The sequence below is a fragment of the Streptomyces sp. NPDC017936 genome (assembly GCF_044328485.1).
Classification (GTDB): Bacteria; Actinomycetota; Actinomycetes; order Streptomycetales; family Streptomycetaceae; genus Streptomyces.
In genome coordinates this window covers 361834-384297 of record NZ_JBIRHK010000001.1, presented here as the reverse complement: position 1 = coordinate 384297, position 22464 = coordinate 361834, and the positions used below count along the sequence as shown (strand labels likewise).

General features: G+C 74.5%; 20 protein-coding genes and 2 pseudogenes. 9 read left to right on the top strand and 13 right to left on the bottom strand.

Translation table 11 applies throughout. The features are described 5' to 3' along the window. Positions 1–3 precede the first annotated feature (3 nt). Entirely contained in the window at positions 4–807 is an 804-nt protein-coding gene (locus tag ACH4F6_RS01520; RefSeq protein ID WP_397957776.1) for an SDR family oxidoreductase, read from the bottom strand. A 395-nt stretch (positions 808–1202) separates the two neighbouring features. On the opposite strand from ACH4F6_RS01520, the gene ACH4F6_RS01515 reads away from it, so the two are divergent. After that, entirely contained in the window at positions 1203–2069 is an 867-nt protein-coding gene (locus ACH4F6_RS01515) for a helix-turn-helix domain-containing protein (protein WP_397957775.1), read from the top strand. Positions 2070–2115: 46 nt separating this feature from the next. Here the strand turns inward: ACH4F6_RS01515 and ACH4F6_RS01510 are convergent, their stop codons facing one another. The 6 genes from ACH4F6_RS01510 to ACH4F6_RS01485 form a co-directional block, all read right to left on the bottom strand. Further along, on the bottom strand, positions 2116–2961 hold the full coding sequence (locus ACH4F6_RS01510) for a hypothetical protein (RefSeq protein WP_397957774.1): 846 nt from the start codon (positions 2959–2961) through the stop codon (positions 2116–2118). 39 nt (positions 2962–3000) lie between these two features. Continuing rightward, positions 3001–4413 carry an amino acid permease gene (locus tag ACH4F6_RS01505; protein ID WP_397957773.1) on the bottom strand — a complete coding sequence of 471 codons (1413 nt, stop codon included), beginning with the start codon at positions 4411–4413 and terminating at the stop codon, positions 3001–3003. 254 nt (positions 4414–4667) lie between these two features. Continuing rightward, positions 4668–5288: a hypothetical protein gene (locus tag ACH4F6_RS01500; RefSeq protein ID WP_397957772.1), complete on the bottom strand. Its 621-nt coding sequence runs from the start codon at positions 5286–5288 to the stop codon at positions 4668–4670. 370 nt (positions 5289–5658) lie between these two features. Further along, positions 5659–6480 carry a hypothetical protein gene (locus ACH4F6_RS01495; protein ID WP_397957771.1) on the bottom strand — a complete coding sequence of 274 codons (822 nt, stop codon included), beginning with the start codon at positions 6478–6480 and terminating at the stop codon, positions 5659–5661. Next, the gene (locus tag ACH4F6_RS01490) at positions 6477–6851 is read right to left on the bottom strand and encodes a TraR/DksA family transcriptional regulator (RefSeq protein WP_397957770.1); all 375 of its coding nucleotides are present in this window, start codon (positions 6849–6851) and stop codon (positions 6477–6479) included. Before ACH4F6_RS01490 ends, ACH4F6_RS01495 begins: the two co-directional genes overlap by 4 nt. 51 nt (positions 6852–6902) lie before the next feature. Beyond that, positions 6903–7214 (bottom strand): TraR/DksA C4-type zinc finger protein, encoded by a 312-nt coding sequence (locus ACH4F6_RS01485; RefSeq protein WP_397957769.1) that lies wholly within the window; start codon positions 7212–7214, stop codon positions 6903–6905. Positions 7215–7566: 352 nt separating this feature from the next. Here ACH4F6_RS01485 and ACH4F6_RS01480 point away from each other — a divergent pair, with 352 nt between their 5' ends. The 4 genes from ACH4F6_RS01480 to secD all read left to right on the top strand — a co-directional run bounded on the left by ACH4F6_RS01480 (position 7567) and on the right by secD (position 12489). Further along, positions 7567–8520: a HAMP domain-containing sensor histidine kinase gene (locus tag ACH4F6_RS01480; RefSeq protein WP_397957768.1), complete on the top strand. Its 954-nt coding sequence runs from the start codon at positions 7567–7569 to the stop codon at positions 8518–8520. A 2-nt stretch (positions 8521–8522) separates the two neighbouring features. Continuing rightward, positions 8523–9206, top strand: coding sequence for a response regulator (locus ACH4F6_RS01475; RefSeq protein ID WP_397957767.1), 684 nt, complete (start codon positions 8523–8525; stop codon positions 9204–9206). A 576-nt stretch (positions 9207–9782) separates the two neighbouring features. After that, positions 9783–10130: a hypothetical protein gene (locus tag ACH4F6_RS01470; protein ID WP_397957766.1), complete on the top strand. Its 348-nt coding sequence runs from the start codon at positions 9783–9785 to the stop codon at positions 10128–10130. Between the two features lie 91 nt (positions 10131–10221). Then, on the top strand, positions 10222–12489 hold the full coding sequence (secD, locus tag ACH4F6_RS01465) for a protein translocase subunit SecD (protein WP_397957765.1): 2268 nt from the start codon (positions 10222–10224) through the stop codon (positions 12487–12489). A 164-nt stretch (positions 12490–12653) separates the two neighbouring features. On the opposite strand, the pseudogene ACH4F6_RS01460 reads toward secD, so the two are convergent. The 5 genes and pseudogenes from ACH4F6_RS01460 to ACH4F6_RS01440 all read right to left on the bottom strand — a co-directional run. Next, positions 12654–12941 (bottom strand): annotated as a pseudogene (locus tag ACH4F6_RS01460) (M23 family metallopeptidase); the annotation flags it as partial. A gap of 126 nt (positions 12942–13067) precedes the next feature. Continuing rightward, positions 13068–13310 (bottom strand): annotated as a pseudogene (locus ACH4F6_RS01455) (peptidoglycan-binding protein); the annotation flags it as partial. 24 nt (positions 13311–13334) lie between these two features. After that, complete coding sequence (locus ACH4F6_RS01450) at positions 13335–14030, bottom strand: transglycosylase SLT domain-containing protein (RefSeq protein ID WP_397957764.1); 696 nt, start codon at positions 14028–14030, stop codon at positions 13335–13337. Positions 14031–14242: 212 nt separating this feature from the next. Next, positions 14243–14800 carry a pyridoxamine 5'-phosphate oxidase family protein gene (locus ACH4F6_RS01445; protein ID WP_397957763.1) on the bottom strand — a complete coding sequence of 186 codons (558 nt, stop codon included), beginning with the start codon at positions 14798–14800 and terminating at the stop codon, positions 14243–14245. A 304-nt stretch (positions 14801–15104) separates the two neighbouring features. Further along, the gene (locus ACH4F6_RS01440; protein ID WP_397957761.1) at positions 15105–15845 is read right to left on the bottom strand and encodes a class I SAM-dependent DNA methyltransferase; all 741 of its coding nucleotides are present in this window, start codon (positions 15843–15845) and stop codon (positions 15105–15107) included. Between the two features lie 321 nt (positions 15846–16166). Between ACH4F6_RS01440 and ACH4F6_RS01435 the strand changes: the two genes are divergently transcribed. From ACH4F6_RS01435 to ACH4F6_RS01425, 3 genes are all read left to right on the top strand, one after another. Beyond that, positions 16167–16922 carry an alpha/beta fold hydrolase gene (locus ACH4F6_RS01435; protein ID WP_397957760.1) on the top strand — a complete coding sequence of 252 codons (756 nt, stop codon included), beginning with the start codon at positions 16167–16169 and terminating at the stop codon, positions 16920–16922. A 572-nt stretch (positions 16923–17494) separates the two neighbouring features. Next, complete coding sequence (locus ACH4F6_RS01430; protein WP_397957759.1) at positions 17495–18058, top strand: DUF2243 domain-containing protein; 564 nt, start codon at positions 17495–17497, stop codon at positions 18056–18058. Then, positions 18058–18948 carry a cytochrome c oxidase assembly protein gene (locus ACH4F6_RS01425; RefSeq protein WP_397957758.1) on the top strand — a complete coding sequence of 297 codons (891 nt, stop codon included), beginning with the start codon at positions 18058–18060 and terminating at the stop codon, positions 18946–18948. The genes ACH4F6_RS01430 and ACH4F6_RS01425 overlap by 1 nt, the downstream gene beginning before the upstream one ends. On the opposite strand, the gene ACH4F6_RS01420 is transcribed toward ACH4F6_RS01425, so the two are convergent. After that, a complete protein-coding gene (locus ACH4F6_RS01420; protein WP_397957757.1) occupies positions 18918–19757 on the bottom strand; it encodes an SDR family NAD(P)-dependent oxidoreductase in 840 nt (279 codons plus the stop codon). The two genes, ACH4F6_RS01425 and ACH4F6_RS01420, sit on opposite strands and share 31 nt — an antisense overlap. 530 nt (positions 19758–20287) lie before the next feature. On the opposite strand from ACH4F6_RS01420, the gene ACH4F6_RS01415 reads away from it, so the two are divergent. Beyond that, positions 20288–22402 (top strand): SpoIIE family protein phosphatase, encoded by a 2115-nt coding sequence (locus tag ACH4F6_RS01415; protein WP_397957756.1) that lies wholly within the window; start codon positions 20288–20290, stop codon positions 22400–22402. Positions 22403–22464 lie beyond the last annotated feature (62 nt).

The following is a 22464-nucleotide window of genomic DNA, read 5'->3' as shown; positions in this document are numbered from 1 at the left end:
GCCCTAGGCGATGCCGCCGTTGCTCATCAGCAGCTGGCCGTTGATCCACTGGCCCTCGCCGGAGCACAGGAAGTCCACGAGGTGCGCGGTGTCCTGCGGAGTGCCCAGACGGCCGAGCGGGGTGCTGCGGACGCAGTGCTCCCGGATCTCCTCGGACATCCAGCCGGTGTCGACCGGTCCGGGATTGATCACGTTGGCGGTCACGCCGAGGTGGGCGAGTTCGCGGGCGGCGGCCAGGATGATGCGGTCCAGGGCTCCCTTGCTCGCTCCGTAGGGCAGGTTGCCGACGGTGTGATCGCTGGTGAGGCCGATGATCCGGCCGGTTCCCGGGGTCGCGGCGAAACGGCGGCCGAACTCGCGGACGAGCAGCCAGGTGGCGCGCGCGTTGACGGCGAAGTGCCGGTCGAAGCTCTCGACGGTGGTGTCGAGCAGGCCGGAGTCGACGGACTCGCAGTGGCACATCACCAGCGCGGTGACCGTGCCCAACCGCTGTTCCACCTCGTCGAAGACGCGGGCCGGGGTGTCCGGGTCGGAGAGGTCCGCCTCGACCGCCGCGGTGGACGCGCCGTGTCCGGCGAGGGCTCGGCCGATCGCCTCGGTCGCGCCGGGTTCCCGGCCCCAGGGCATGCGGTCGTCGTAGGGGGTCCAGTAGGTGAAGGCGATGTCCCAGCCCGACGCGGCCAGCCTGCGGGCGATGCCGGCGCCGATACCGGCGGTGCGCCCCACGCCGGTGACCAGGGCGAGCGGACGGCCGCCCGGAGGCGTCTCCCCGTGGGCGGGCTGTTGCCGATCAGTGCTTCTCGTCACGGTCCGGGATCGTCCACGACCTCCGCCGGAGCGTCAAACGGTTTTGCCCGGACCGGGATCAGTACGCGCGCCGTCCCGCGTGGGACGGCGCGGCGGCTTTCCTCGATGCCCGTCGGCGTGTGTCCGTCCCGGGGCCCTTCCCTCCTGCCGAGGGGCACCACGAGGTCCGGGACCGGCCGTGACCGGGTCCGTCGCCGACTGCGGGACGCCTCTCGGTCCCGACGGCGACCCGCTGCGCCTCTCCCTGCCGGGACGACGGTGTGGCAGGGCCCGGACGCCGTGGTGCGCCGCCGCGGCGCCCCGTGCGCACCCGACCGGATCGGGCACGGGATGTCGGGTCCGGCAGGGTGCCCGCCGCCTAGCGTGGTGATCAGGAAAGAGGAAGGAGACCGGGAGTGCTGGAGCGTCTCAACCAGGCCCTGGAGCACATCGAGCGCCGCCTCGACCAGCAGGTCGACGTGGCCGAGCTGGCGCGCCTCGCGGCCACCTCGGAGTACCACCTGCGCCGGATGTTCTCCGCGCTCGCGGGCATGCCGCTGTCGGAGTACGTCCGGCGCCGCCGGCTCACCGTCGCGGGCGCCGAGGTGCTGGCGGGGCGTGAGCCTCTGCTGGAGATCGCGGTGCGGTACGGCTACGGCTCGGGCGAGGCGTTCGCCAGGGCGTTCCGTGCCCTGCACGGGGTCGGGCCGGGCGAGGCCCGGCGCACCGGCGCCGTGCTCGTCTCCCAGCCCCGGCTGGCCTTCCGCCTCATCGTCGAAGGGAGCAGCAGCATGCGCTATCGCGTGACGGACCGGTCCGGCTTCAACGTCGTCGGTCTCAAGGCCCGGGTGCCCCTGGTGCACACGGGGCCGAACCAGGCGATCATCGACTTCGTCCGGGGCGTCGACCCGCACGTCACGGAGCGCCTGGAGAAGCTGCCGGACCAGGAGCCGCAGGGCATCGTCGCGGTCTGCGACGACCTGGACCCGAGCCGCGCCGAAGGCACCGAGCTCGACTACTACCACGCGGTGATCACATCGGCGGCCGCCCCCGAGGGCACCACGGTGCTCCGTGTCCCGGCCGGCACCTGGGCGGTCTTCACCACCTCGGGTCCGGTGCCACACGCCATCCAAGAGCTGTGGCGGGACGTGTTCACCGAGTGGTTCCCGTCCACCCCGTACCGCAGCCGCCCCGGCCCCGAGATCCTGCGCACCCGCCTGTCCTCGGACAGGACGGCGGCCGATGCCGAGCTGTGGCTTCCGGTGGAACGGGAGTCGGGCTGAACGAGGCGCCCGGCTGAGGGGGCCCGGGCGTGAGCGCAGCGCGGACCTAGGGATGTTCGGAGAGCTGGAGGAAACCGGCCGGGGAGAAGCACAGGGCGCCGGTGAGGGTTCCCCGGTTGGCGATGTCCGCATCGACCAGGCTGCCGGTCGCGGGGCGGGTGAAGGCGGCGATCGCTGAGATCATGAACAGGACGGAGCCGAGCTGGTTCACCGCGACGATCCACCAGCCGAGGCTGTGCGGGCGGACGCAGAGCCGGCCGTGGCAGATCTCCACGAAACCCAGGTGCCCGGAGACCAGGAAGAGCACGCAGCCGACCACGTCGGGTGCCCAGATCAGCCGGTTCACCTGCTGGGCGCTCAGGCCCCGCAGGAAGGAGTCGAGCAGGGAGACGGCGAGGACGAGCGTGCCCGCGAAGAGGGCGAAGGTGCTCAGCCAGTCCACTCGCGAAGGCTCGTGGCTCCACCACCGCCAGCGCCGGGTGACCAGCCTGCCCTCTCCACCGGGGACGTGACGGGGCGCGTTGATCACCTGGAGCAGCGAGACATAGCCGCCGGTGTTGAAGAACAGGCCGCCCGCGAAGTAGAGCGAGGCGCACTCGGTGGCGTCGCCGGAGGCGAACTGGGCGACGGCCGCGCCCGCGGCGAAGAGCGCCCCGCCGACGACGAAGGCGATGGCCGCGATGACGTTGAGTCTGCGCAGCCGGCCGAGGGCAGCGGCGTCCGCACGGGAGGGCCGGCGGCTGTCCGCCGCACCGGGCGGCTTGATGACGAGCGTTCCGCGCCGCCGCGCAGGCCGTGACTCCCACACGGCGGTACCGCCGTCGGGAAGGTGCCGAGCGAGCCTGGTGGTGAACGGTCCCACGCCGTCGGCGCGCTGCTGCGGTTGCCCCACGGGCCGAGCCTGGACCGGTGGCCCGGCCCCCCGCGTCGCCTAACGACGGGCCAGCTCCGAACGCCGGTACGAGTAACCGAAGTAGATGACGAGCCCGAGCGCGAACCACACGGCGAAACGCACCCAGGTCTGCCACCGCAGGAAGGTGATCAGCCAGAGGGAGAAGAGCACGCCGACCGCCGGCACGAACGGCATCCACGGCGTGCGGAACGTCCGCGGCAGGTCCGGCTGGCGGTACCGCAGCACGATCACCGCCGTGCACACCACCACGAACGCCAGCAGGATGCCGATGTTGGTCAGCTCGGCCGCCTCGCCGATCGGCAGGAACCCGGCGATGGCCGCCGAGGCGAACCCGACGATCCAGGTGACGCGGGTCGGGACGTGCCGCGTCGGATGCGTCTTGGCGAACCACTCGGGCAGCAGCCCGTCACGGGACATCGCGAACCACACCCGGGTCACGCCCAGCATGAACGTGAACATGACCGTCAGGATGCCGATGATGGCGCCCACTGCGATCACATCGGCGAGTCCGCTCAGCCCCACCGACTTGAACGCCGTGGAGAACCCGCTCTCCGGGTCGATGTCCTGGTAGTTCTGCATGCCCGTGAGCACCAGGCACGCGGCCACGTACAGCACCATCGAGATCGCCAGCGAGTACAGGATCGCCTTCGGCATGTGCCGCTGCGCGTCCTTCGACTCCTCCGCCGCCGTCGACATCGCGTCGTACCCGAAGACCGCGAAGAACACGGTCGCCGCGCCGGTGAACGCGCCGCTGATGCCGAACGGGAAGAACGGGCTGTAGTTGGAGGCGTCGATGTGGAAGACGCCCACCGCGATCACCAGCAGCACGACCAGCACCTTCAGCACCACCACCGTGGTCTCGAAGCGGGCCGCGTTCTTGATGCCGAGGTTCAGCAGGTACGCGATGAGCAGGCACAGCACCGCGGCGAACAGGTCGATGCGGTGTCCGCCGCCGGTGCCGGGCGCGCCCAGCATCCAGTTCGGCAGGTCGGCCCCCATCTCGCCGATGAGGAAGCCGAAGTAGCCGGAGATGCCGATCGCCACCACCGCCACGATGGCCGTGTACTCCAGCAGCAGGTCCCAGCCGATGCACCAGCCCACGAGCTCCCCGAGCACCGCGTAGCCGTACGTGTACGCCGAACCCGCCTTCGGGATCAGCCCGGCGAACTCGGCGTACGACAGCGCGGCCGCGGCGCTGGCGACGCCGGCGATGAGGAACGAGATCAGCACGGCCGGTCCCGCCGTGCTGTGGGCCACGGTCCCCGCCAGGGTGAAGATGCCCGCTCCGATGATGCCGCCCACGCCGATCGCGGTCAGCTGCACCAGCCCGAGGGACCGTTCCAGCCGTGTGCCCTCGACGAGTTCCGTCTCCTCGATGTGCTCAATGGGTTTGCGGCGGAGAATCCCCTCACCCATTCGGAGCCTGGCCATGCGCCTCACCTCTTTGTGATCAGCAAACAGCTGACGGCGGATCATGATGTCCCAGCGGCGGACGCATCCCAAGCCGCCACGCACGTACCCCGCGGAGCTTCGGCTGTCGGGTCCCGCCCGGCGTCACCCACGGGCCTCACCCGCCGGCGGCTCGACGCCGGTGTTCCCGGGGCGCGCACCAGGGCCGATCGGACCGCGGGCGCGGGTGCGCGGCGGGTGCGAGGACCGCGGGGCCGCCCGGTGGGGCGCGGTGGTCAGGGCGACGCGGTCCAGCGGGGGGCCGTGTCGGCCCACGCGGCGTCCCATGCGGCGAGGTTGCGCCGCTGGATGACGCGGCCGGCCGTGCCGTAGGCGGCGGCCGCGGCGGCGTGGACGGCGAGGGCGGCGATGACGGCCGCGCCCTTGGCGCGGGCGCGGACCTGGTCGGGGGTCAGGGGCGGGCCGGTGATCTCGCCGTCGGCGCCGGCCCAGACGCGGACGGGGGTGCCCTCGGGCAGCGCGGGCAGCACGTCGGCCTCGGCGGTGCGGAGGCGCCCGTGGGGGTCGGTGAAGCGGACCTTGGTCGGGTAGCGGGTCTTCCTGGCCTCGGCCGAGCCGGGTTCGGGGTGGCGCCGGGCGTCCTCGAGGAGCACGGCGGTGGTGTGGTGGCGGGTCTCGGCCTGGTGCCGGGCGGTACGGGCGTAGTGGCGGTGGGCGGCGTCGCCGACCAGGAACAGGGCGAGCGGAGCGGCCGCCAGGACGGCCAGCAGCAGGCCCACCCCGATCCATCCCTGGGCCAGGTCGCTGCGGCGGCGCAGGGGGTTGCGCCGCAGGCGCCAGAGCACCACCCGGGGCGGCTCCCGCGGAAGCGACGGTGGGGGCGTGCGTCCGGGCACGGCCTCCTCCTTTCGGCGACGGGGGCGGGGAGCGGCCGGGGCGGGAACGCCGGTCGCGTGGCACGGGAACGGGGGAGCGGGGCCGGCACCGGTCCGGCGGGTCGCGTCGGCGACACCGGGGCCCGGCACGCGGCGTCCGCCGCGTCGACGGCGGGTCCTCGGCGGGCCGGCCCGGCACGCGCGCGTGCCCGCGCCGACGTCGGGGGCCGGCCTGCGCACGCCCGGCGCCGCTCACGCGGGGCACCCGCCGTCTTGCGGACGGCCCGCCCCGCCGCCTCGCGGCCGTACGCACCGGGCAGGCCCCGCGGACCCGCCCGCGACGAGGAACCGTGGCCGGCCGTCCTCCGGCCCGACCGGCCGGAGGACGGCCTCAGTCCGGCTGGGTGACGGGTGGCAGCGGGCCGGAGACGGAGGGGTGGGTGTGGGCGGCCCGCAGGAGCCTGGCGGCGCCGCGGACGGCCGCGGTGTGCGGGGCGGGGACCACGCGCAGCGGGGCGTGCAGCCGGCCGGTGAGGTGGTACGTGACCTCGGGACGCAGAGCGCCTCCGCCGGCCAGCAGGACGCCGCGGTGCAGGGCGTCGACGGTGAGCGAGGTGCGGTCCTGGCGGAGCATCGCGGTCAGCATCCCGGCCACCGCCTCGGCGATCTGCTCGGGTGTCGTCGTCCCGCGCAGGTCGCCGGTGCCCAGGGCGGCCCGGCGCGCGTCGGTGACGGCGCCGTCGCACAGCAGCACCACCTCGGTGAGGTGGGCGCCGATGTCCACCACCAGCAGCGGACGGTGCAGGTCCGCGCCGGCGGCCAGGGCGATGCCCCGGGCGCTGGGCACGGTCAGGACGCTGCGCGGCCGCAGCACGTCGACCACGGCGCGCGCCCGGGTGCGGTAGGCGAGGCCGTCCAGGACCGGGGCCGTGACGACGACCATGGGGCGGGTGGAGCGGGGCAGGCGTCCGGCGAGCAGCCGCTCCAGCATCCGGGCGCACCCCGCGGTGTCGACGATCGCGCCGCGCCGCACGGGGAAGACCTCGCCGGCGCCGGGGGAGCTCATGGTGGGCACGTCGAGGACCACGCCCCGGCCGGCGATCCAGACCCGGGTGCGGGCACTGCCCATGTCCAGGGCGATGCCGCAGCAGCGCCGGCACCTCGGCCAGGGCAGGTGCCGGGCCGTGGCGTGCGGATCGGGTGCGCCGGTCACGGGACGGCCTCCCTCACCTGCTGGCAGCGGGTGCAGTAGCGGGCCTGCGGCACGATCAGCAGCCGCTCCCGCTCGACGGGACGCCGGCACAGGTGGCACGTGCCGTAGGAGCCCTCGTCCATGCGGGTGAGGGCTGCTTCGACGTCGGCGAGGACCATGCGGGCGGAGGCGGCCAGCTTGACGCTGACCTCGACCTGCGCGGCGTCCTGCTGCCGGAGCCGGTCCTCGGCGCGGGAGGCGGCCGGCCCGGCGAGCCGGCACAGCTGCTCCCGGCGGAACAGGAGCTGCTCGTGCAGGTTCTCGCGCAGGGCGGCGAGGTCCTCGGCCGACAGGAGGGTCGTGCGCTGACCGATGGTCTGGTGGTTCGTCACCACGTCACCCCTTTTCAGGGCATGGGGTCGGAGGGTCGGTACGGGCGGTGGTCAGACGGCGCGGCGCTGGCAGGACACGCAGTGACGGGTGTACGGCAGGATCTCCAGCCGCTCCTGGGGGATGGGCTTGGCGCAGCCCAGGCACGTTCCGTAGGTGCCGTCCTCGATGCGGGCGAAGGCCGCCTCGATCTCCTTCAGGGCCCGCTCCATCGCGGACTTCTGCTCGGTCAGCAGGTGATCGTCCGTGGTCCGCCCGGTCGCGGCGAGGGCCCGAAGCTGGGTCAGCCGGGAGGTGCGGGCGTGCTCCAGACGCTGCCGGGCCTCGTGCGGGTGGGGCTCGGCCCGGGGGACATCGAGTGACATGGTCGATCCCTTTCTCGACGGCGTACGGCACGTGCGCCGTGACGCGCCGCGCGGCGGACGGCGGGCGGCCCGCCGACCGGGGTGGTCGTGTGTCCTCCACCCTGGCCGGGCCGGCGGCGCGTGCCTATCGGGCGCAGACCCCATTTACGCCGGGGCGCACCATCCACGCGGCGCCCCCGTGGGTGGCGCGCGCCCCGGGAAATGGGGGTCGGCCCCCATCGACGGGGCGCCCGGGACGGGAGAGGCTGGCCACGGGCTCACCCGAGCGCCCCTGCGACGCGGAAGCGGCGGGGCCGCGTGATGCCCGACAGTGGGGAGAGAACGGGACGGGAGAAAGGGAGGCGCAGGGCCGGTGTCCTTGTTCTGGCGGATCTTCGCCCTCAACGCCGTCGTGCTGGGCACGGCGACGGCCTTCCTGCTGTGGGCTCCGGTGACCGTCTCCGTGCCGGTCCTGCTCACCGAGGCGATCGTCCTCGTCGGCGGTCTGGTGGTCATGCTGGTCGCCAACGCCGCGCTGCTGCGGCTCGGCCTGGCCCCGCTGGACCGGCTCACGAGACTCATGACCACCGTGGACCTGCTGCGCCCGGGCCAGCGGCTGCCGGCTTCCGGCGGGGGCGAGGTCGCCGAGGTCATCCGCACGTTCAACGCCATGCTGGAGCGGCTGGAACAGGAACGGGCCACCAGCAGCGCCCGGGCCCTGCTGGCCCAGGAGGCCGAACGCCGCCGCATCGCCCAGGAACTGCACGACGAGGTCGGCCAGAGCATGACCGCGATCCTGCTGGGCCTCAAGCGAGCCGCGGACGACGCGCCGGCGCCGCTGCGCCGGGAACTGCACGAGGTGCAGGAGATCACCCGGGGCAGCCTGGACGAGGTCCGCCGCCTGGTGCGCCGGCTGCGGCCCGGCGTGCTGGACGACCTGGGGCTGGTCAGCGCACTGACCTCGCTCACCGAGGACTTCGCCACCCACACCGGACTCCAGGTCACCCGCGGCTTCGACGCCGACCTGCCCGCCCTCGCGCCGGAGACCGAACTGGTCCTCTACCGCGTCGCCCAGGAGTCGCTGACCAACGTCGCCCGCCACGCGGACGCCGAACGCGTCACCGTCGCGCTGCGTCACCGCGACGACAGCGTGGTGCTGACGGTCACCGACGACGGCTCCGGCATCCAGGCCCCCCAGGAGGGCGCGGGCATCCGCGGCATGCGCGAGCGGGCCCTGCTCATCGGGGGCCGCCTCGAGATCACCCCGGCGCCCCGCACCGGCACCCGGGTCCAGCTCACGGCTCCCGTCCCCAGGAAGCAGATCTGACCATGCCCGACACGACCGCGCCCGCCACGGCGGGAACGAGCCCGATCCGCATCCTGCTCGCCGACGACCACGCGCTGGTCCGCCGCGGCGTGCGGCTCATCCTCGACCAAGAACCGGACCTCGAGGTGGTCGCCGAGGCCGGTGACGGTGCCGAGGCCATCGAACTGGCCCGCGCCCACGACCTGGACCTGGCCGTGCTCGACATCGCCATGCCGCGCCTGACCGGTCTGCAGGCCGCCCGCGAACTGACCGCCCTCAAGCCGGGCCTGCGCGTCCTGATGCTCACCATGCACGACAACGAGCAGTACTTCTTCCAGGCCCTGAAGGCCGGGGCCTGCGGATACGTGCTCAAGTCCGTCGCCGACCGGGACCTGGTCGCCGCGTGCCGGGCCGCGATGCGGGACGAGCCCTTCCTGTACGCCGGGGCCGTCACCGCGCTGATCCGCAACTACCTCGACCGGGCCCGCCACGGCGAGGAGACCCCCGACCAGATCCTCACCCCCCGCGAGGAGGAGGTCCTCAAGCTGGTGGCCGAGGGGCACTCCTCCAAGGAGATCGGCGAACTGCTGTTCATCAGCATCAAGACCGTCCAGCGACACCGCGCCAACCTGCTGCAGAAGCTGGGGCTGCGGGACCGTCTGGAACTCACCCGGTACGCCATCCGCGCCGGCCTGATCGAACCCTGACCCACCGGCCGGCCCCGCCCGCCGCCCACTTCCGGGCGCGGCGCCGAGCCCGGCCGACACCCGCACACCACGACGAGAGGGGGCCGGCGCATGCACCGCCCTGCGCGCACCGCCCCCGCCGCCGGCCGCGCGCGGACCGCCCCCGGTGCCGGCTGTGCACGGACCGTCCCCGGCGCCGGCCGTGCGCGGACCGTCCCCGCCGCCGGCTGTGCGCGGACTGCTCCCGGCGCCGGCCGTGCGCGGACCGTCCCCGCCGCCGGCTGTGCGCGGACTGCTCCCGGTGCCGGCCGTGCGCGGACCGTCCCCGGCGCCGGCCGTGCGCGGACCGTCCCCGCCGCCGGCTGTGCGCGGACTGCTCCCGGTGCCGGCCGTGCGCGGACCGTCCCCGGCGCCGGCCGTGCGCGGACCGTCCCCGGTGCCTGCCGTGCGCGGACCGTCCCTGAGGTCGGCCGTGCGCGAACCGTCCCTGAGGTCGGCCGCGCGCGGACCGCCATCGGTGTCGGCCGTGCGGGCACCGTCCCCGGCGCCGGCCGTGCGCGCGCCTGCGCCGTACCGGCGCTCGCCGGGGCGGCGCTGGTGGCCGTCGTGCTGGCGCTGCTGGCGTCGTTCGTCCTCGCCGGCCCCCCGGCCGGTACGAGCGGCGGGCCGCCGGCCGGCGCGACGGCGGCCGGCTCCCGCTGGGACGACGGGCCGCGCGCCGACGACGGATGCGACGGCGCCCGCACCGGCCGGGCGGCCACCCGCCAGGATCCGCACCACGAGCACCCCGCCCCCCGCGGCCACCTCGCCGCCGGCCCCCACGACCCGCTCGCCGCCCCACCCCGGCCGGCACGGCACCCGGCGCCGGCCGGGCACCTCCCCGGCGCCGGCGCTCCCGCGGGCCACGACCGCGACCGGGCTCCTCCCGCCACCTCCGGCACCTGACACCCCTTCTTCCACCCACACCCACCTCGCCCCGCCGCGGCCCCGCACCCGCCGCAGCGGCGGCCGTGGTGCGCCTGCCGGAGGCCCCCCGTTGAACCGTTCCCTACGGGTGAGGGCGCTGCTCGCCCTCGCCGTCATCGCCGTGTCGCTGTACGTCGCCGTCACCGTGCCGGTCCGTCTCGGACTCGACCTGCGCGGCGGCACGCAGATCGTCATCGAGACCCGCTCCACCCCCACCGCCGACGCCGACCGCGAGGCCACCGACCGCACCCTGGAGGTGCTGCGCGGCCGCATCGACGCGCTCGGCGTCGCCGAACCCACCCTCGTCCGCTCCGGCGAGAACCGGATCATCGTCGAACTGCCCGGTGTGCAGGACCCCGAGAAGGCCCAGGACGTCCTGGGGCGTACCGCGCAGCTCACCTTCCACCCGGTGCTCGGCACCGCCGACGGCGCCGGCGACGGCGCCGACGAGACCTCCCGCGCACTGCCGGAGCAGCCGCGCGACCGCGTCCTCCCCGACGAGTCGGGCACGCCCCTGCGCCTCGGGGCCGCGGCCCTGACCGGCGAGCACGTCGAGGAGGCCGCCGCCCGGTTCGACCAGCAGGGCGGCGCCGGATGGCACGTCACCGTCGGCTTCGAGGGCGCCGGCCGCGACGGCTGGGCCCGGCTGACCGGCGAGGCCGCCTGCCACCCGGCGGGGGCCCCGGCGCGCCGGGTGGCCATCGTCCTCGACGACAAGGTCATCTCCTCCCCGCAGGTCGACCCGTCCGTCGCCTGCCGGACCGGCATCCGCGACGGCGCCACCCGGATCACGGGCTCCTTCGGCCCGGACGAGGCCCGTGAGCTGTCCCTGCTCATCAACGGCGGCGCCCTGCCGGTGCCCGTCGAGACGGTGGAGCAGCGCACCGTCGGCCCGACCCTCGGCGCGCAGGCCATCACCGCGAGCGCCTGGGCCGCGGTCATCGGCACCGCGCTGACCTCGCTGTTCATCATCGTCGTCTACCGGCTGATGGGCGTGCTGGCCACCGTCGCCCTGCTCTGCTACGGCCTCGTCTCCTACGCCGCCCTGGCCGCGCTCGGCGCCACCCTCACGCTGCCGGGCCTGGCCGGTTTCGTCCTGGCGATCGGCATGGCCGTGGACGCCAACGTGCTGGTCTTCGAACGGGCCCGCGAGGAGTACGCGGCCCGTCGTCGTCCCAGCACCCGCTCGGCGCTGGCCGCCGGGTTCCGCAACGCCCTCACCGCGATCGCCGACTCCAACATCACCACGCTGATCGCGGCCGCCCTGCTGTTCCTCCTCGCCTCCGGACCCGTGCGGGGCTTCGGCGTCACCCTGGGCATCGGTGTGCTCGCCTCCATGTTCAGCGCCCTGGTGATCACCCGGGTGCTCGCCGAATTCGCCGCGAACCGCACCCCGGTGCGCCGCCGCCCCCGCCTCACCGGCATCGCGAGCACGGGTGCCGTCCGCGACCGCCTCACCCGCCGCGACCCCCAGCTGATGCGCCGGCCGCGCCGCTGGCTGGCCGCCTCCGCAGCGGTCCTCGTCCTGGCCGGCTCGGGCATCGCGCTGCGCGGCGTCGACCTCGGCGTGGAGTTCACCGGCGGCCGCCTCATCGAGTACGCCACCTCCGCCCCCGTCGACCCCGACCGGGCCCGTACCGCCCTCGCCGACGCCGGACACCCCCGCGCCGTCGTGCAGTCCTCCGGGGACACGGGCCTGACGGTGCGCGCCGAGTCACTGACCGACGCGGAGGAGGCCGAGGTCACCGACACCGTCCGCGACCTCGCGGGCGGGGCGGAGAAGGTCCGCGACGAACTGATCGGCCCCAGCCTCGGCGAGGAGCTGCGCCGGGGCGCCCTGATCGCGCTCGCCGTCGCCCTCGGCGCGCAGCTCGTCTACCTCGCGGCGCGCTTCCGCTGGGTGTTCGGCACCGCCGCGGTCGTCGCCCTGGCCCACGACGTGGTGATCCTCCTGGGTGTCTTCGCCTGGCTCGGCAAGCCCGTCGACGGGGTGTTCCTGGCGGCCCTGCTCACCGTCATCGGCTACTCGGTCAACGACTCCGTCGTCCTCTTCGACCGCGTCAGGGAACTGGCCCGCAGGAGTCCCGGGGCGGCGCTGTCCGGCATCGCGAACCGGGCGATCCTGCAGACCCTGCCCCGCACCGTGAACACCGGCATGGGCGCCGCCTTCATCCTCACCGCCCTGGCCGTGCTCGGCGGGTCCTCGCTCACCGACTTCGCCCTGGCGCTCCTCGTCGGCCTCGTGGTCGGGACGTACTCCTCGGTCTTCACCGCCGCCCCCGTCGCGATCCGACTCCACGACCGCGTCTCACGCCGCCGGTCGCACCGTCCGGGCTGAACCGGGGACGCGTCTCGCCGCCGGCGGTCGCGCCGGCGGCGAGACGCGGGGCCACCGGCCGTCACCGACCGGTGACCCGCTGGGCGGTGATCCGCCGGGCGACGGCGAACCCGGCTCGATCCGCGACGCGTTCGGCGGGCGCACGAGGACCGCGCGCCCCCCGGCTACCAGTCGGGCGGCAGGTCGGACCCGAAACGGCCGCCGGCCGGACGCTTCTCGAAGTGGAGGTGGGGGCCGGTGGCGTTGCCGCTCGAGCCGACCTCCCCGACCTTCTGACCGGCCCTCACCGAGCCCCCGTCCACGGCCCGTTCGGAGAGGTGGCAGTACCAGAAGTCGAAGCCGCCGACGCGCAGCACGAGGAAGGTGCCGTAACTGCGGTCGTACCCGCTGCGGGCTATGGAGCCGCTGCGCACGGCGACACACGGCTTGCCGTGCGCGGCGGCGTAGTCCGCGCCGGTGTGGTAGCCCAGCGACCAGTGGGGCCCCTTCTTCCGGTAGGGCGTCGTGACCCCGTGCCCCGGCACGGGGGACGTGACGCGGGCACCACGGCCGGGAGGCGCCGGTGCCGGTGCCGCCGCGGGGACGTGGAGCCGGTCCCAGGAGGTCTTGCCGGGAATGCCGTTGGCGTCGGCTCCCTTGTACCCGAGCTTGCTCTGCCAGGCCGCGTACGACTGCCGGTCGACATCGGTCCACTCGGCGTCAGGACCTGCCCGGTACTTCCCGCACCCCTCCGCCACCAGGCGTCTGCCCATCGAAGCGATCACGGGACTGTGTTGTCCTTTGTGGAAGAAGGCCGCTCCCGGGAACGGTGCCAGCGCGGGCATGGCCCTCCCTCCCTTCACCTTTCAGTAAGGCGCCGGATCACGGTGCGGATTCGCCTGCTGGACACGCGAGATGTCGCCGTACCGGCGCCAGATGTAGTTGATCGCCGCCGCGATGTTCGCGACCGGCTCGTAGATGCGCTCGGACGTGCCCGCCTGGTGGTTCACCGCGAACGTATCGGGGATCACCTGGGCGTAGCCGCGTGAGCAGTTGAGCCTGGCGCCGTCCGTCTGCACCGGGCCCGTGGCGTTCACGTCGTCCTGGTTCACGGCGTTCGGCCTGAAGGACGACTCGCGGAACACGAGGGTCAACAGGTTCGCCCCGTCGCCGGCGCCCGTCACCCAGCTCATCGGCGCACCGGTCCGGGCACAGGCCTGCTCGGCGAACGCGCGGGCCGTGTCCTCGTCCACGGCCACCCCCGAGTTCCTGGAGAAGCGCACGGAACTCTTCGCGATGGCCCCGGGATGGCGGCAGTCCACGACGAACCCGGCCCTGGCGCCGAGTTCCGCGAGTGAGGAACAGCCGGGAAATCCATCGGCGGCCGGGCCGGTGAATCCCAGCATGCGCTGCCACGCCGCGTAGGCGGATCTGGTCTGCTCGCCGAAGAATCCGGTGGCGCCCGCGGGAATGTCCGCCCCGACGGCGATGAGCGCGGCCTGAGTTGCCTCGACGTCCTCGTTGCGCTTGCCGAACCGCACGTGGGAGAGAACGACCATCATGCCTCCTCGACCGTCGGAGGCCGGTAACGGGGACGGGTCCACCGGCCGGCACAGCCACAGCCGGGGCCCTGGACGGAAGCGGCGCGCACACGCTCCCGGACCGTGCGACGCCCACCGTCGCGGTCACCCCTGTTTCCACCATGCGCCGGTCGGAAGTCGCGCGCAAACGCGGCGACATGCGGGCGCGGCTCCGTTCGCGCGCACCGCGTCGCTCAGAACGTCCACCGCGTGTGGGTGAAGACCCCGTCGTCCCGGCCGAAGCCGTACGCCGTGGCCGGGCTCACCGCGAACACCACCGCGTCCCCCGTGCGGAACGCGTCCCCGATGCCGTGGAACGGGCCGTCGGGCGAGGTGATGTGCGGCCCGTACTTCGTCTCGTACGCCGCGACCACCTCGTCCAGCACGGCCGGATCGCGCACCGGCTCCGCCGTCCCCTCGACCACGAGGTCGAGGCCCTCGGTGAGCGAGTTCGCACCGGTCGTCAGCGCGCAGCGGGCGTCATGAGCGAGGTTCCTCGCCTTCTGTTCCCCGGGGCCGGTGGAGAAGTACAGCACCCCGCCGTGCCAGGCCGCGATCACCGGCGTGACGTGCGGCCCGCCGTCGGGCCGCACCGTGGACAACCAGAAGATCTCGGCGGCCTCCAGCCGCCGCCGCGCCTCGCCCCACTCGGTGGCGGTGACGTCCGCGGCTCCGGGGCGGGGGTTGAGCGCGGAACTGTAGCGGTCGTCGAGCGCGGCGGTGGGGTGCTCCGCGGGATCCTGTGCCGGCACTGCGCGTCTCCTCACTCCCGGTCCGCGTCACGACCGGCAGCCCGCGCCGATCGCCGTCACCGACACCAGCATGGAGCGCCGACGCCGCGGACGCCTCCCGAGCGGACGCCGCGCTCGCCGTCGGCTCTCCGGCGAAGGTCCCGTCCTCCTCGGCCCGTGCGTCACCCGGGAGCTCCACCGGTACGAGCCGGACCGCGACCAGCACCGCGACCAGCCCCCGGGCAGGTCCGAGGGGCGTGCCGACGGGCCTCGGCGGAGGAGTGGAGCAGTGTGCCGGCCGGGGGCGGAACCGGGAGGGGCTCTCTCAGGCGGGCTTGCGCCACACGGAGATGTGCTTCGCGGAGTCCTGGGTGAACGGCGCCCCGTCCCAGTCCGCGACGCGCCGTTCCAGCTCGAGCCCCGCGATCCGTGCCATCAGGTCGAGCTCCGCCGGCCACGCGTACCGGTGCCGGGAACTGCCGCGGCGGTAGCGGCCGTCCTCGCCGTCGCGGGTGAGGTGGTGCGAGACGAGGATCTGCTCGACCAGGTCGAAGGTGTCGAAGCCGAGATGCCGATCGGACACGTCGAACGGCACCGCGACCTGCCCGGGCGGCAGGAACCGCAGCGGCGGCACGCCCAGCTCGATGACGAACCGGCCGCCGGGCGTCAGGTGACGTGCGGCGTTGCGGAAGCACTCGACCTGCTCGTCCTGCGTGAGCAGGTTCGTGATCGTGTTGTAGACGAGGTAGACCAGGGTGAACTCGCCGGGGACGACGGTCGTGGCCATGTCTCCGATGACGACGGGGAGCATGTCCTCGTCGATCTTGCGCCGCAGGACCGCCGCCATGTGCGGGGACAGTTCGACGCCCACGACGGGCACGCCGCGTTCCCGGAGCGGGACGCCCACGCGTCCGGTCCCGACGGCGAACTCCAGTGCCCGGCCGTCCCCGGCGAGTTCGGCGAGGAAGGCGAGGGTCGGTCCGAGAACGGCGGCCGAGGACATCTCGCCCTCCTCGCCGTCGTAGCGGTCGGCGGTCGCACGCGTCCACAGCTCACTGCTCGTCACGGGCGGCCACTTTGCCGGGCACGGTCAGGCGGTGTCCACGGATTTAAGGTGCCCGGCTCGGGCTCGCGGCTTCTCGTCCAGGAACACGACGGCTGCGGAACAAGTGCTCCGCGCCGACGGGCTCCCGATCCGGAAGAGGGGGCGAGGGGACGGCGACCGGCCACCGCGCCCCCGGCGCCGCTGTCGCCGGCCGCGTCGGCCGGTGGACACCACCGCCTCGCGCCCGGCGCGGAGACGCACTGGTGATTTCGCTGATGGCGGCCGCGCCCCGCCCCACGACTCTGGTCGGGTCAGGCACCCCACCCCTGTCAGGAGGGCTCCATGCGTCGTCGTTCACCGCGCCGGCTTCTCGGCGTTCTCGCGGCCGCCACGGTCGCGTTCACCCTGTTCTCCTCAGCGCCGACGGCCGGTGCGTCGGTCACCGCGGCCGAGGCCGCGTCGACCGCGTCCGTCGCCCGGTCGGCCGGTGCCGCCGCCCAGCCCCTGTCGACCAGCACGCCGGTCGTCTTCGTCCACGGGTACACCGGCAGCGCGTCCAACTGGGTCACCGCCATGAGCGTCTTCCGGCTCAACGGCTGGTCCAGCTCCGACCTCTTCGCCTACGAGTACAACTCCTACGGCAACAACATCACCAACGCCCAGGGCCTCGCCTCCTTCGTCAACAACGTGAAGGCACGGACCGGCGCGAGCAAGGTCGCGATCGTCAACCACTCGATGGGCGGCCTGGTCAGCCAGTACTACCTGAAGGTGCTGGGCGGCCACGCCAGCGTCAGCCACCTCGCCTCGATCGCCGGCGCGAACCACGGGACCACGTACGCCGGCGCCTGTCTGATCTACACGACCTGCCAGCAGATGTACCCGGGCTCGTCGTTCATCGCCCAGATCTCCTCGGGCGACGAGACGCCCGGGGACACCAGGTACTCCACCTGGTACTCGGCGTGCGACGGCATCATCCTCCCGTACACCAGCACCCGGCTGGACGGCGCGGCGAACAACAACGTGGCCTGCCAGACCCACATCGGCTTCCTCGCGGACACGGTGGTGCTCGGCCAGATCGCCCGCTTCGTCGCCTCCTGACCACGGCGCGCCGCACCGGACCACCGGGGCCGCCGCTCCCGTCCGGCCCCCACGGCCCGCGCTCCGTCCCCGGCACGCCGCTGCCGGGGACGCAGCCGTGAAGGGACCTGACGGCCCCGGTGCGCCGGGCGGCCGGAGCGGGGCGGGGCCGAGGCTCCGGGTGAGGATCGTCGACGGCCGGAGCGGGCCCGGCGGGAGCCGTCGGGAGCATCTCGGCCGAAGTCCCCGACGCTCTCGGCCGAGGACGGCGCGACGGCCTGATGCCGTGCGCGGCGGGGACGGCCGCGTCCGGCCCGGGAACGGTGCGGCCTGTGCGGACCCGGCCCGACGGTCCGGCTCCGTGGCGTGGGCCCGCGCCGGGCCTTTGGCGGTTTCCGGTGTGCCGCCCCGCCCGTCCGGGCGGTGCCGCTGGTGGTGACGTGCCGGTCGATGGGCCGAGTGGCGGTCGGGACGGCCGGATGGCGGCCGCCGAACCGGCGGACGGACGCCGAAGCGGGGTGAGCGCCGCCGGGCGGGGGAACCTGCTGCTGAGGCATCCCCTGTGCACCCCGGTGCAGGAGTGGAGACGAGTGATGGCGACCTTGTCGGGTGAGACCCGAACCGGCATCCCACGGCCGAGGAGCATCCGGTTGCCGGGCATCGTGCTCGGGGTGGGGATGGGCGGGTTCGTCGACGGCATCCTGCTGCACCAGCTGCTGCGGTGGCACCACATGCTCAGCAGCACCGACCAGGACCACATCGGCGTGCGGTACTACGACCCCCGCACCGTCTCCGGCCTGGAGATGAACACCCTGTGGGACGGCGTCTTCCACACGGTGTGCTGGCTCTCGGTGCTGCTCGGACTCGCCGTCCTGTACGCGCGGGTCACCCACCACCGGCGTCGCGTGTGGACGTCCCGGGTGCTGTGGGGCTGGATGCTCGTCGGCTGGGGCCTGTTCAACCTCGTCGAGGGCGTGGTGGACCACCACCTCCTCGGCATCCACCACGTGCGCGGCGGGGACGGCCGGCTGTGGTGGGACATCGGCTTCCTCGTCCTGGGCGCCCTGCTGGTCGCCGGCGGATACCTGCTCCAGCGCAGCGGCCCGCCCTTCGACCCCGACGCGCCCGCCGGCCGGCCCGAAGGCCGGCACGCCTGATGGACCACGACATGCCCGCCCACGGGCACACCGCGGGCAGCCACGTCCTGGAGCCGCTGGCGCCCGCCCTCGTCCTGTCGGCCGCCGCCGTCGCCTATCTGCTGCTGGCCCGCCGGGCCCGCCGCCGCAACCCGGCCCTGGGCTGGAGCCGCCGGCGGACGGCGTCCTTCCTGACCGGCACCCTCCTGCTCGGTGTCGCGCTGCTGCCTCCCGTGGCGCCGTTCGCGCACGAGGACTTCAGCGGCCACATGGTCCAGCACATGCTCATCGGCATGTACGCGCCGCTCGCGCTCGTCCTGGCCGCCCCGGTCACCCTCCTCCTGCGCACGCTGCCCGCCGCCCGGGCACGGCGACTGACCACCGCGCTGCACAGCCCGCCCGCCCGCCTGGCCGCCCGCCCGGCGGTGGCGCTCGCCCTGTCCACGGGCGGCCTCGCGGCGCTCTACCTCACCCCCCTCTACGACGCGACCACGGGCGATCCGGCGGCGCACTGGCTGCTGCACGCGCACTTCCTCGTGTCCGGATGCCTGTTCGCCCACGTCATCGCCGGTCCCGACCCCGCCCCCGCCCGCCCCGGGGTCCGCACGCGGCTGGTCTGCCTCGGCGTCGCCGTCGCGGGGCACGCGGTGATCTCGCAGCTGATGTACGGCGGCTTCCTGGTGGACGTCCACGCGCCCGTCGGCCAGGTCCGGGCAGCGGCCGAGATCATGTACTACGGCGGCGACATCGCCGAGCTGCTGCTCGCCGCCGCCCTGGTCGCCACCTGGCGCCCCGATCACCGGCGTTCCGACCACCGGCGTTCCGACCACCGGCGTCCGGTGCACCGGACCGCTGCCGCCCCACCGGGGCCGTCCCCGCTTCAGGCCTCCGAACGCTCCGCCGAACGGTAGCGGCCGGCGATCGACGCACCGGAGCCCCGACGCACGGCGAGTTCCGCGGCGGCCAGCCGTTCGACGGCGTCCGCGTCCGCCAGGCCGGGTACGCACACGACCTCGCGGGTGCCGAGGGCGGCGAGGGAGGCGGTGACCACGTCGGCCGGGGACATCCCGCCCTCCTCGTGGACGCGTTCCTCGCCCGGTACGGGAGCCTCGCCGGCGGTGAGGTGGAACTCCGTGGCGGTGAGGCCCGGGCAGACGACCTGGACGCGCACCGGCGTGTCGGCCAGCTCGGCGGCGAGCGTCCTGGTGAAGGTCACCATGTACCCCTTGGTGCCCCCGTAGACGGCCCGGTGGGGGAGGGGCCCCGGGGGCAGGCCGCCGGCGAACGCCAGCAGCGAGGCGACGTTGACGACGGCGCCCCGGCCCCGCGCGACCATGCCGGGCAGGGCCGCGCGGGCCAGCGCGGTGGGCGCCACGACGTTCACGGCGAGCACCTTGGCGAGGAGGCCGGGATCGACCTCGGTGAACGGCCCGTACCCGTTGATGCCCGCGTTGTTCACCAACAGGGCCACGTCGTCGGCGGCGACGCGCGCCTCGACCCGCGCCAGGTCCGCCGGCTCCGCCAGGTCGGCCGTCACCGTCCCGACGGTGACGCCCGTGTCCTCGCGCAGGCGTGCCGCCAGGGCGGAGAGCCGGTCGGCGCGCCTGGCCACCAGCACCAGGTCCCAGCCGCGCCCGGCCAGCTGCCTCGCGTACTGCGCGCCGATGCCCGACGACGCTCCGGTCACCAGGGCCGTGCCGAGTGTCTGGTCCTCTGTCATCGGCGGCGCCCTTCCCTCGACGGCGCCGCACCGGGAGCCGTGGCGGGCGCCCCTTTTCGTCCCGCTGCCGGGTTTCCGGCCGCCGGACGTGTGAAACGGCCGCCACGACGCCCCCTCCGGCGCCACGAGCCGTGGCGGCGGACCGGCGCGGCCGCCCCGGGCGTCACGGCACGCGCCGCCCGGCCCCGAAAGGGGCGCTGACCTGCACGAGCCGCGGGGCGTCGGACGGTTCCTCACGCGCGTCGGCTCGCCCGGGCCGCCGGGCGGCCGGGGCCCGGTGGGCGCGGGGGCCGCGGGTGTGCGGGGATGACCGGCTCGGCGCGATGGGCAGAGTATGGATCGTGTCCGGTTCGTCCCGGGCGAAGGGGCGGCTGCGGACGCGCTGCCCGGCGGGTCCTCCTGGCCGTCGAAGACCCCGTGACGCATCGTGGAGAAGGCCGGCGACCTGCTGGAAGGCCGCCGCCGCGCCGTGCGGGCCGTGACGGGCGCGCCCGCGAGGGGCCGGCCGGCAGGCGGAAGGAGTGAGAGCGATGAGCGGAGCCGAGCAGGATCCGGAGCGGACGGATCGTCTCGAGCGCACGTCGATGGGCCCGAGCGGGCTGATGGACCTGCTGGGTGTCGCCGCGGTGCTGCTGGAGGCCGACGGCCGGATCGACATGTGGAGTCCGCAGGCCCAGGAGCTGTTCGGCTACACCTTCGACGAGGCGGTCGGGCAGTACGCGGCGCCGCTGCTGCTGCACCCCGAACACCAGGAGGCGGCGATCAGGCTGTTCGCCGAGGTGATGGCGACCGGACAGGGCTGGGCGGGGGCGTTTCCCGTCCGGCACAAGGACGGCACCACGCGCATGGTGGAGTTCCGCAACGTGCGGCTGACGGACCACCTGGGCGACCACTACGCGCTGGGGCTGGCCACCGACCGGTCCACGCTGCAGCAGGTGGAGCGCCAGGTGGCCCTGTCCACCCGGCTGGTCACCCAGGCCCCGATCGGGCTGGCCGTCCTCGACACCGACCTGCGGTACCTGGCCGTCAACCCGGCCCTCGCCGGGATGCACGGGCTGCCCGAAGCCGACCACGTCGGCCGGAGCTTCCGGGAGGTCCTGCCCGGCGAACCGTTCCTGGACGCCGAGGACACGATGCGGCAGGTCCTCGCCGACGGCGTCCCCGTGGTGGACCAGCAGGTGGTGGGCCGCACCCGCGCCGACCCGGGCAACGAACGCGCCTGGGCGGTGTCGCTGTACCGGCTGGAGGACCGCCGGGGAGGGGTGCTGGGCATCGCCAACGTCGTCGTGGACGTCACCGACCGGTACCGGGCGGCCAGACGAGCCGACCAGGCGCAGCGGCGCCTGCGGCTGATGGCGAACGGCTCGGCCCGCATCGGCACCACCCTGGAGGTGGACCGCACCGCGCAGGAACTGGCCGACGTCGTGGTGCCCGACCTGGCCGACCTGGTCGCGGTGGACCTCCTGGAGTCCGTGCTGCAGACGGGCCGCACCGACCCGGACGAGAACCCGGTGCTGTTCCGCGCCCTGGCGGTGAAGACCGCCTACCCCACCGAGGCCGCCCGGGCCCTCGTCCAGCCGGGCCGCCTCACCACCTACCACGCCGGCCACCCGGCGGCGCACTGCATCCGCACCCGCCTGCCCTCCCTGATCACCGGCCTCGACGGCGACGACGTCAGCCGCGTCGCCGCCGACTCCCGCGCGGCGCGGCTGCTCGCCGAGGCCGGTGTCCACACCGACCTGGCGGTCCCCCTCATCGCCCGCGGACAGGTGATCGGCGTCATGGACCTGGCCCGTGCCCGCAACCGCCAGCCGTTCGACCAGGACGACCTCACCCTCGCCTGTGAGCTGGCCTCGTCCGCCGCGCTGAGCATCGACAACGCCATCCTGCACCAGCGCATCCGCAGCGCCGCCGAGATGCTCCAGCGCAGCCTGCTCCCGCGGCTCTCGCCCCGCCACCCCGGCCTCGAGGTCGCCGCCCGGTACCGGCCCGCGGAGGCGTTCAGCGAGGTCGGCGGCGACTGGTACGACCTCATCCCCCTCGACGGCGACCGCACCGCCCTCTCGGTGGGCGACGTCATGGGCAGCGGCATCCCCGCCGCCACCACGATGGGCCGCCTGCGCACCGCCACCTCCACGCTCGCCGACCTCGACCTCGACCCGGCGCGCATCCTCACCCACCTCGACAGGATCACCCTCGGCCTGGACCCCTACATCGCCACCTGCGTCTACGCGGTCTACGACCCGCACCGCTGCCGCCTGCACGTGGCCTCCGCCGGCCACCTGCCGCCGGTCCTGGTGCGCGCCGGGAAGCCGCCGGAACTCCTGGACCTGCCCACCGGCCTCCCGCTGGGCGTCGGCGGCGCCCCCTTCGAGGCCACCACCGTCGACCTGCGGCCCGGCGACCAGCTGTTGCTGTACACCGACGGACTGGTCGAGACCCGCAACGACCCCATCGACGAGCGCCTGAACGACCTCCTCGGACTGCTGGCGCCGCCGTGCGCCTCCGCGGACGAGATCTGCGACCGCCTCCTGCGACAGCTGCGGCACCCCGCGGGCCATGACGACGTGGCACTGCTCGTCGCCTGCGCACAGCCACTGACGTCCGCCGGCGGACCGGCGCCGCGACGCCCGTCCCGGACGTGACGGCGGCGCCGGCGCACGGGGGAGCGGCCCGTCGGCGGACCGGCGGGCGCCGGCCGGACATC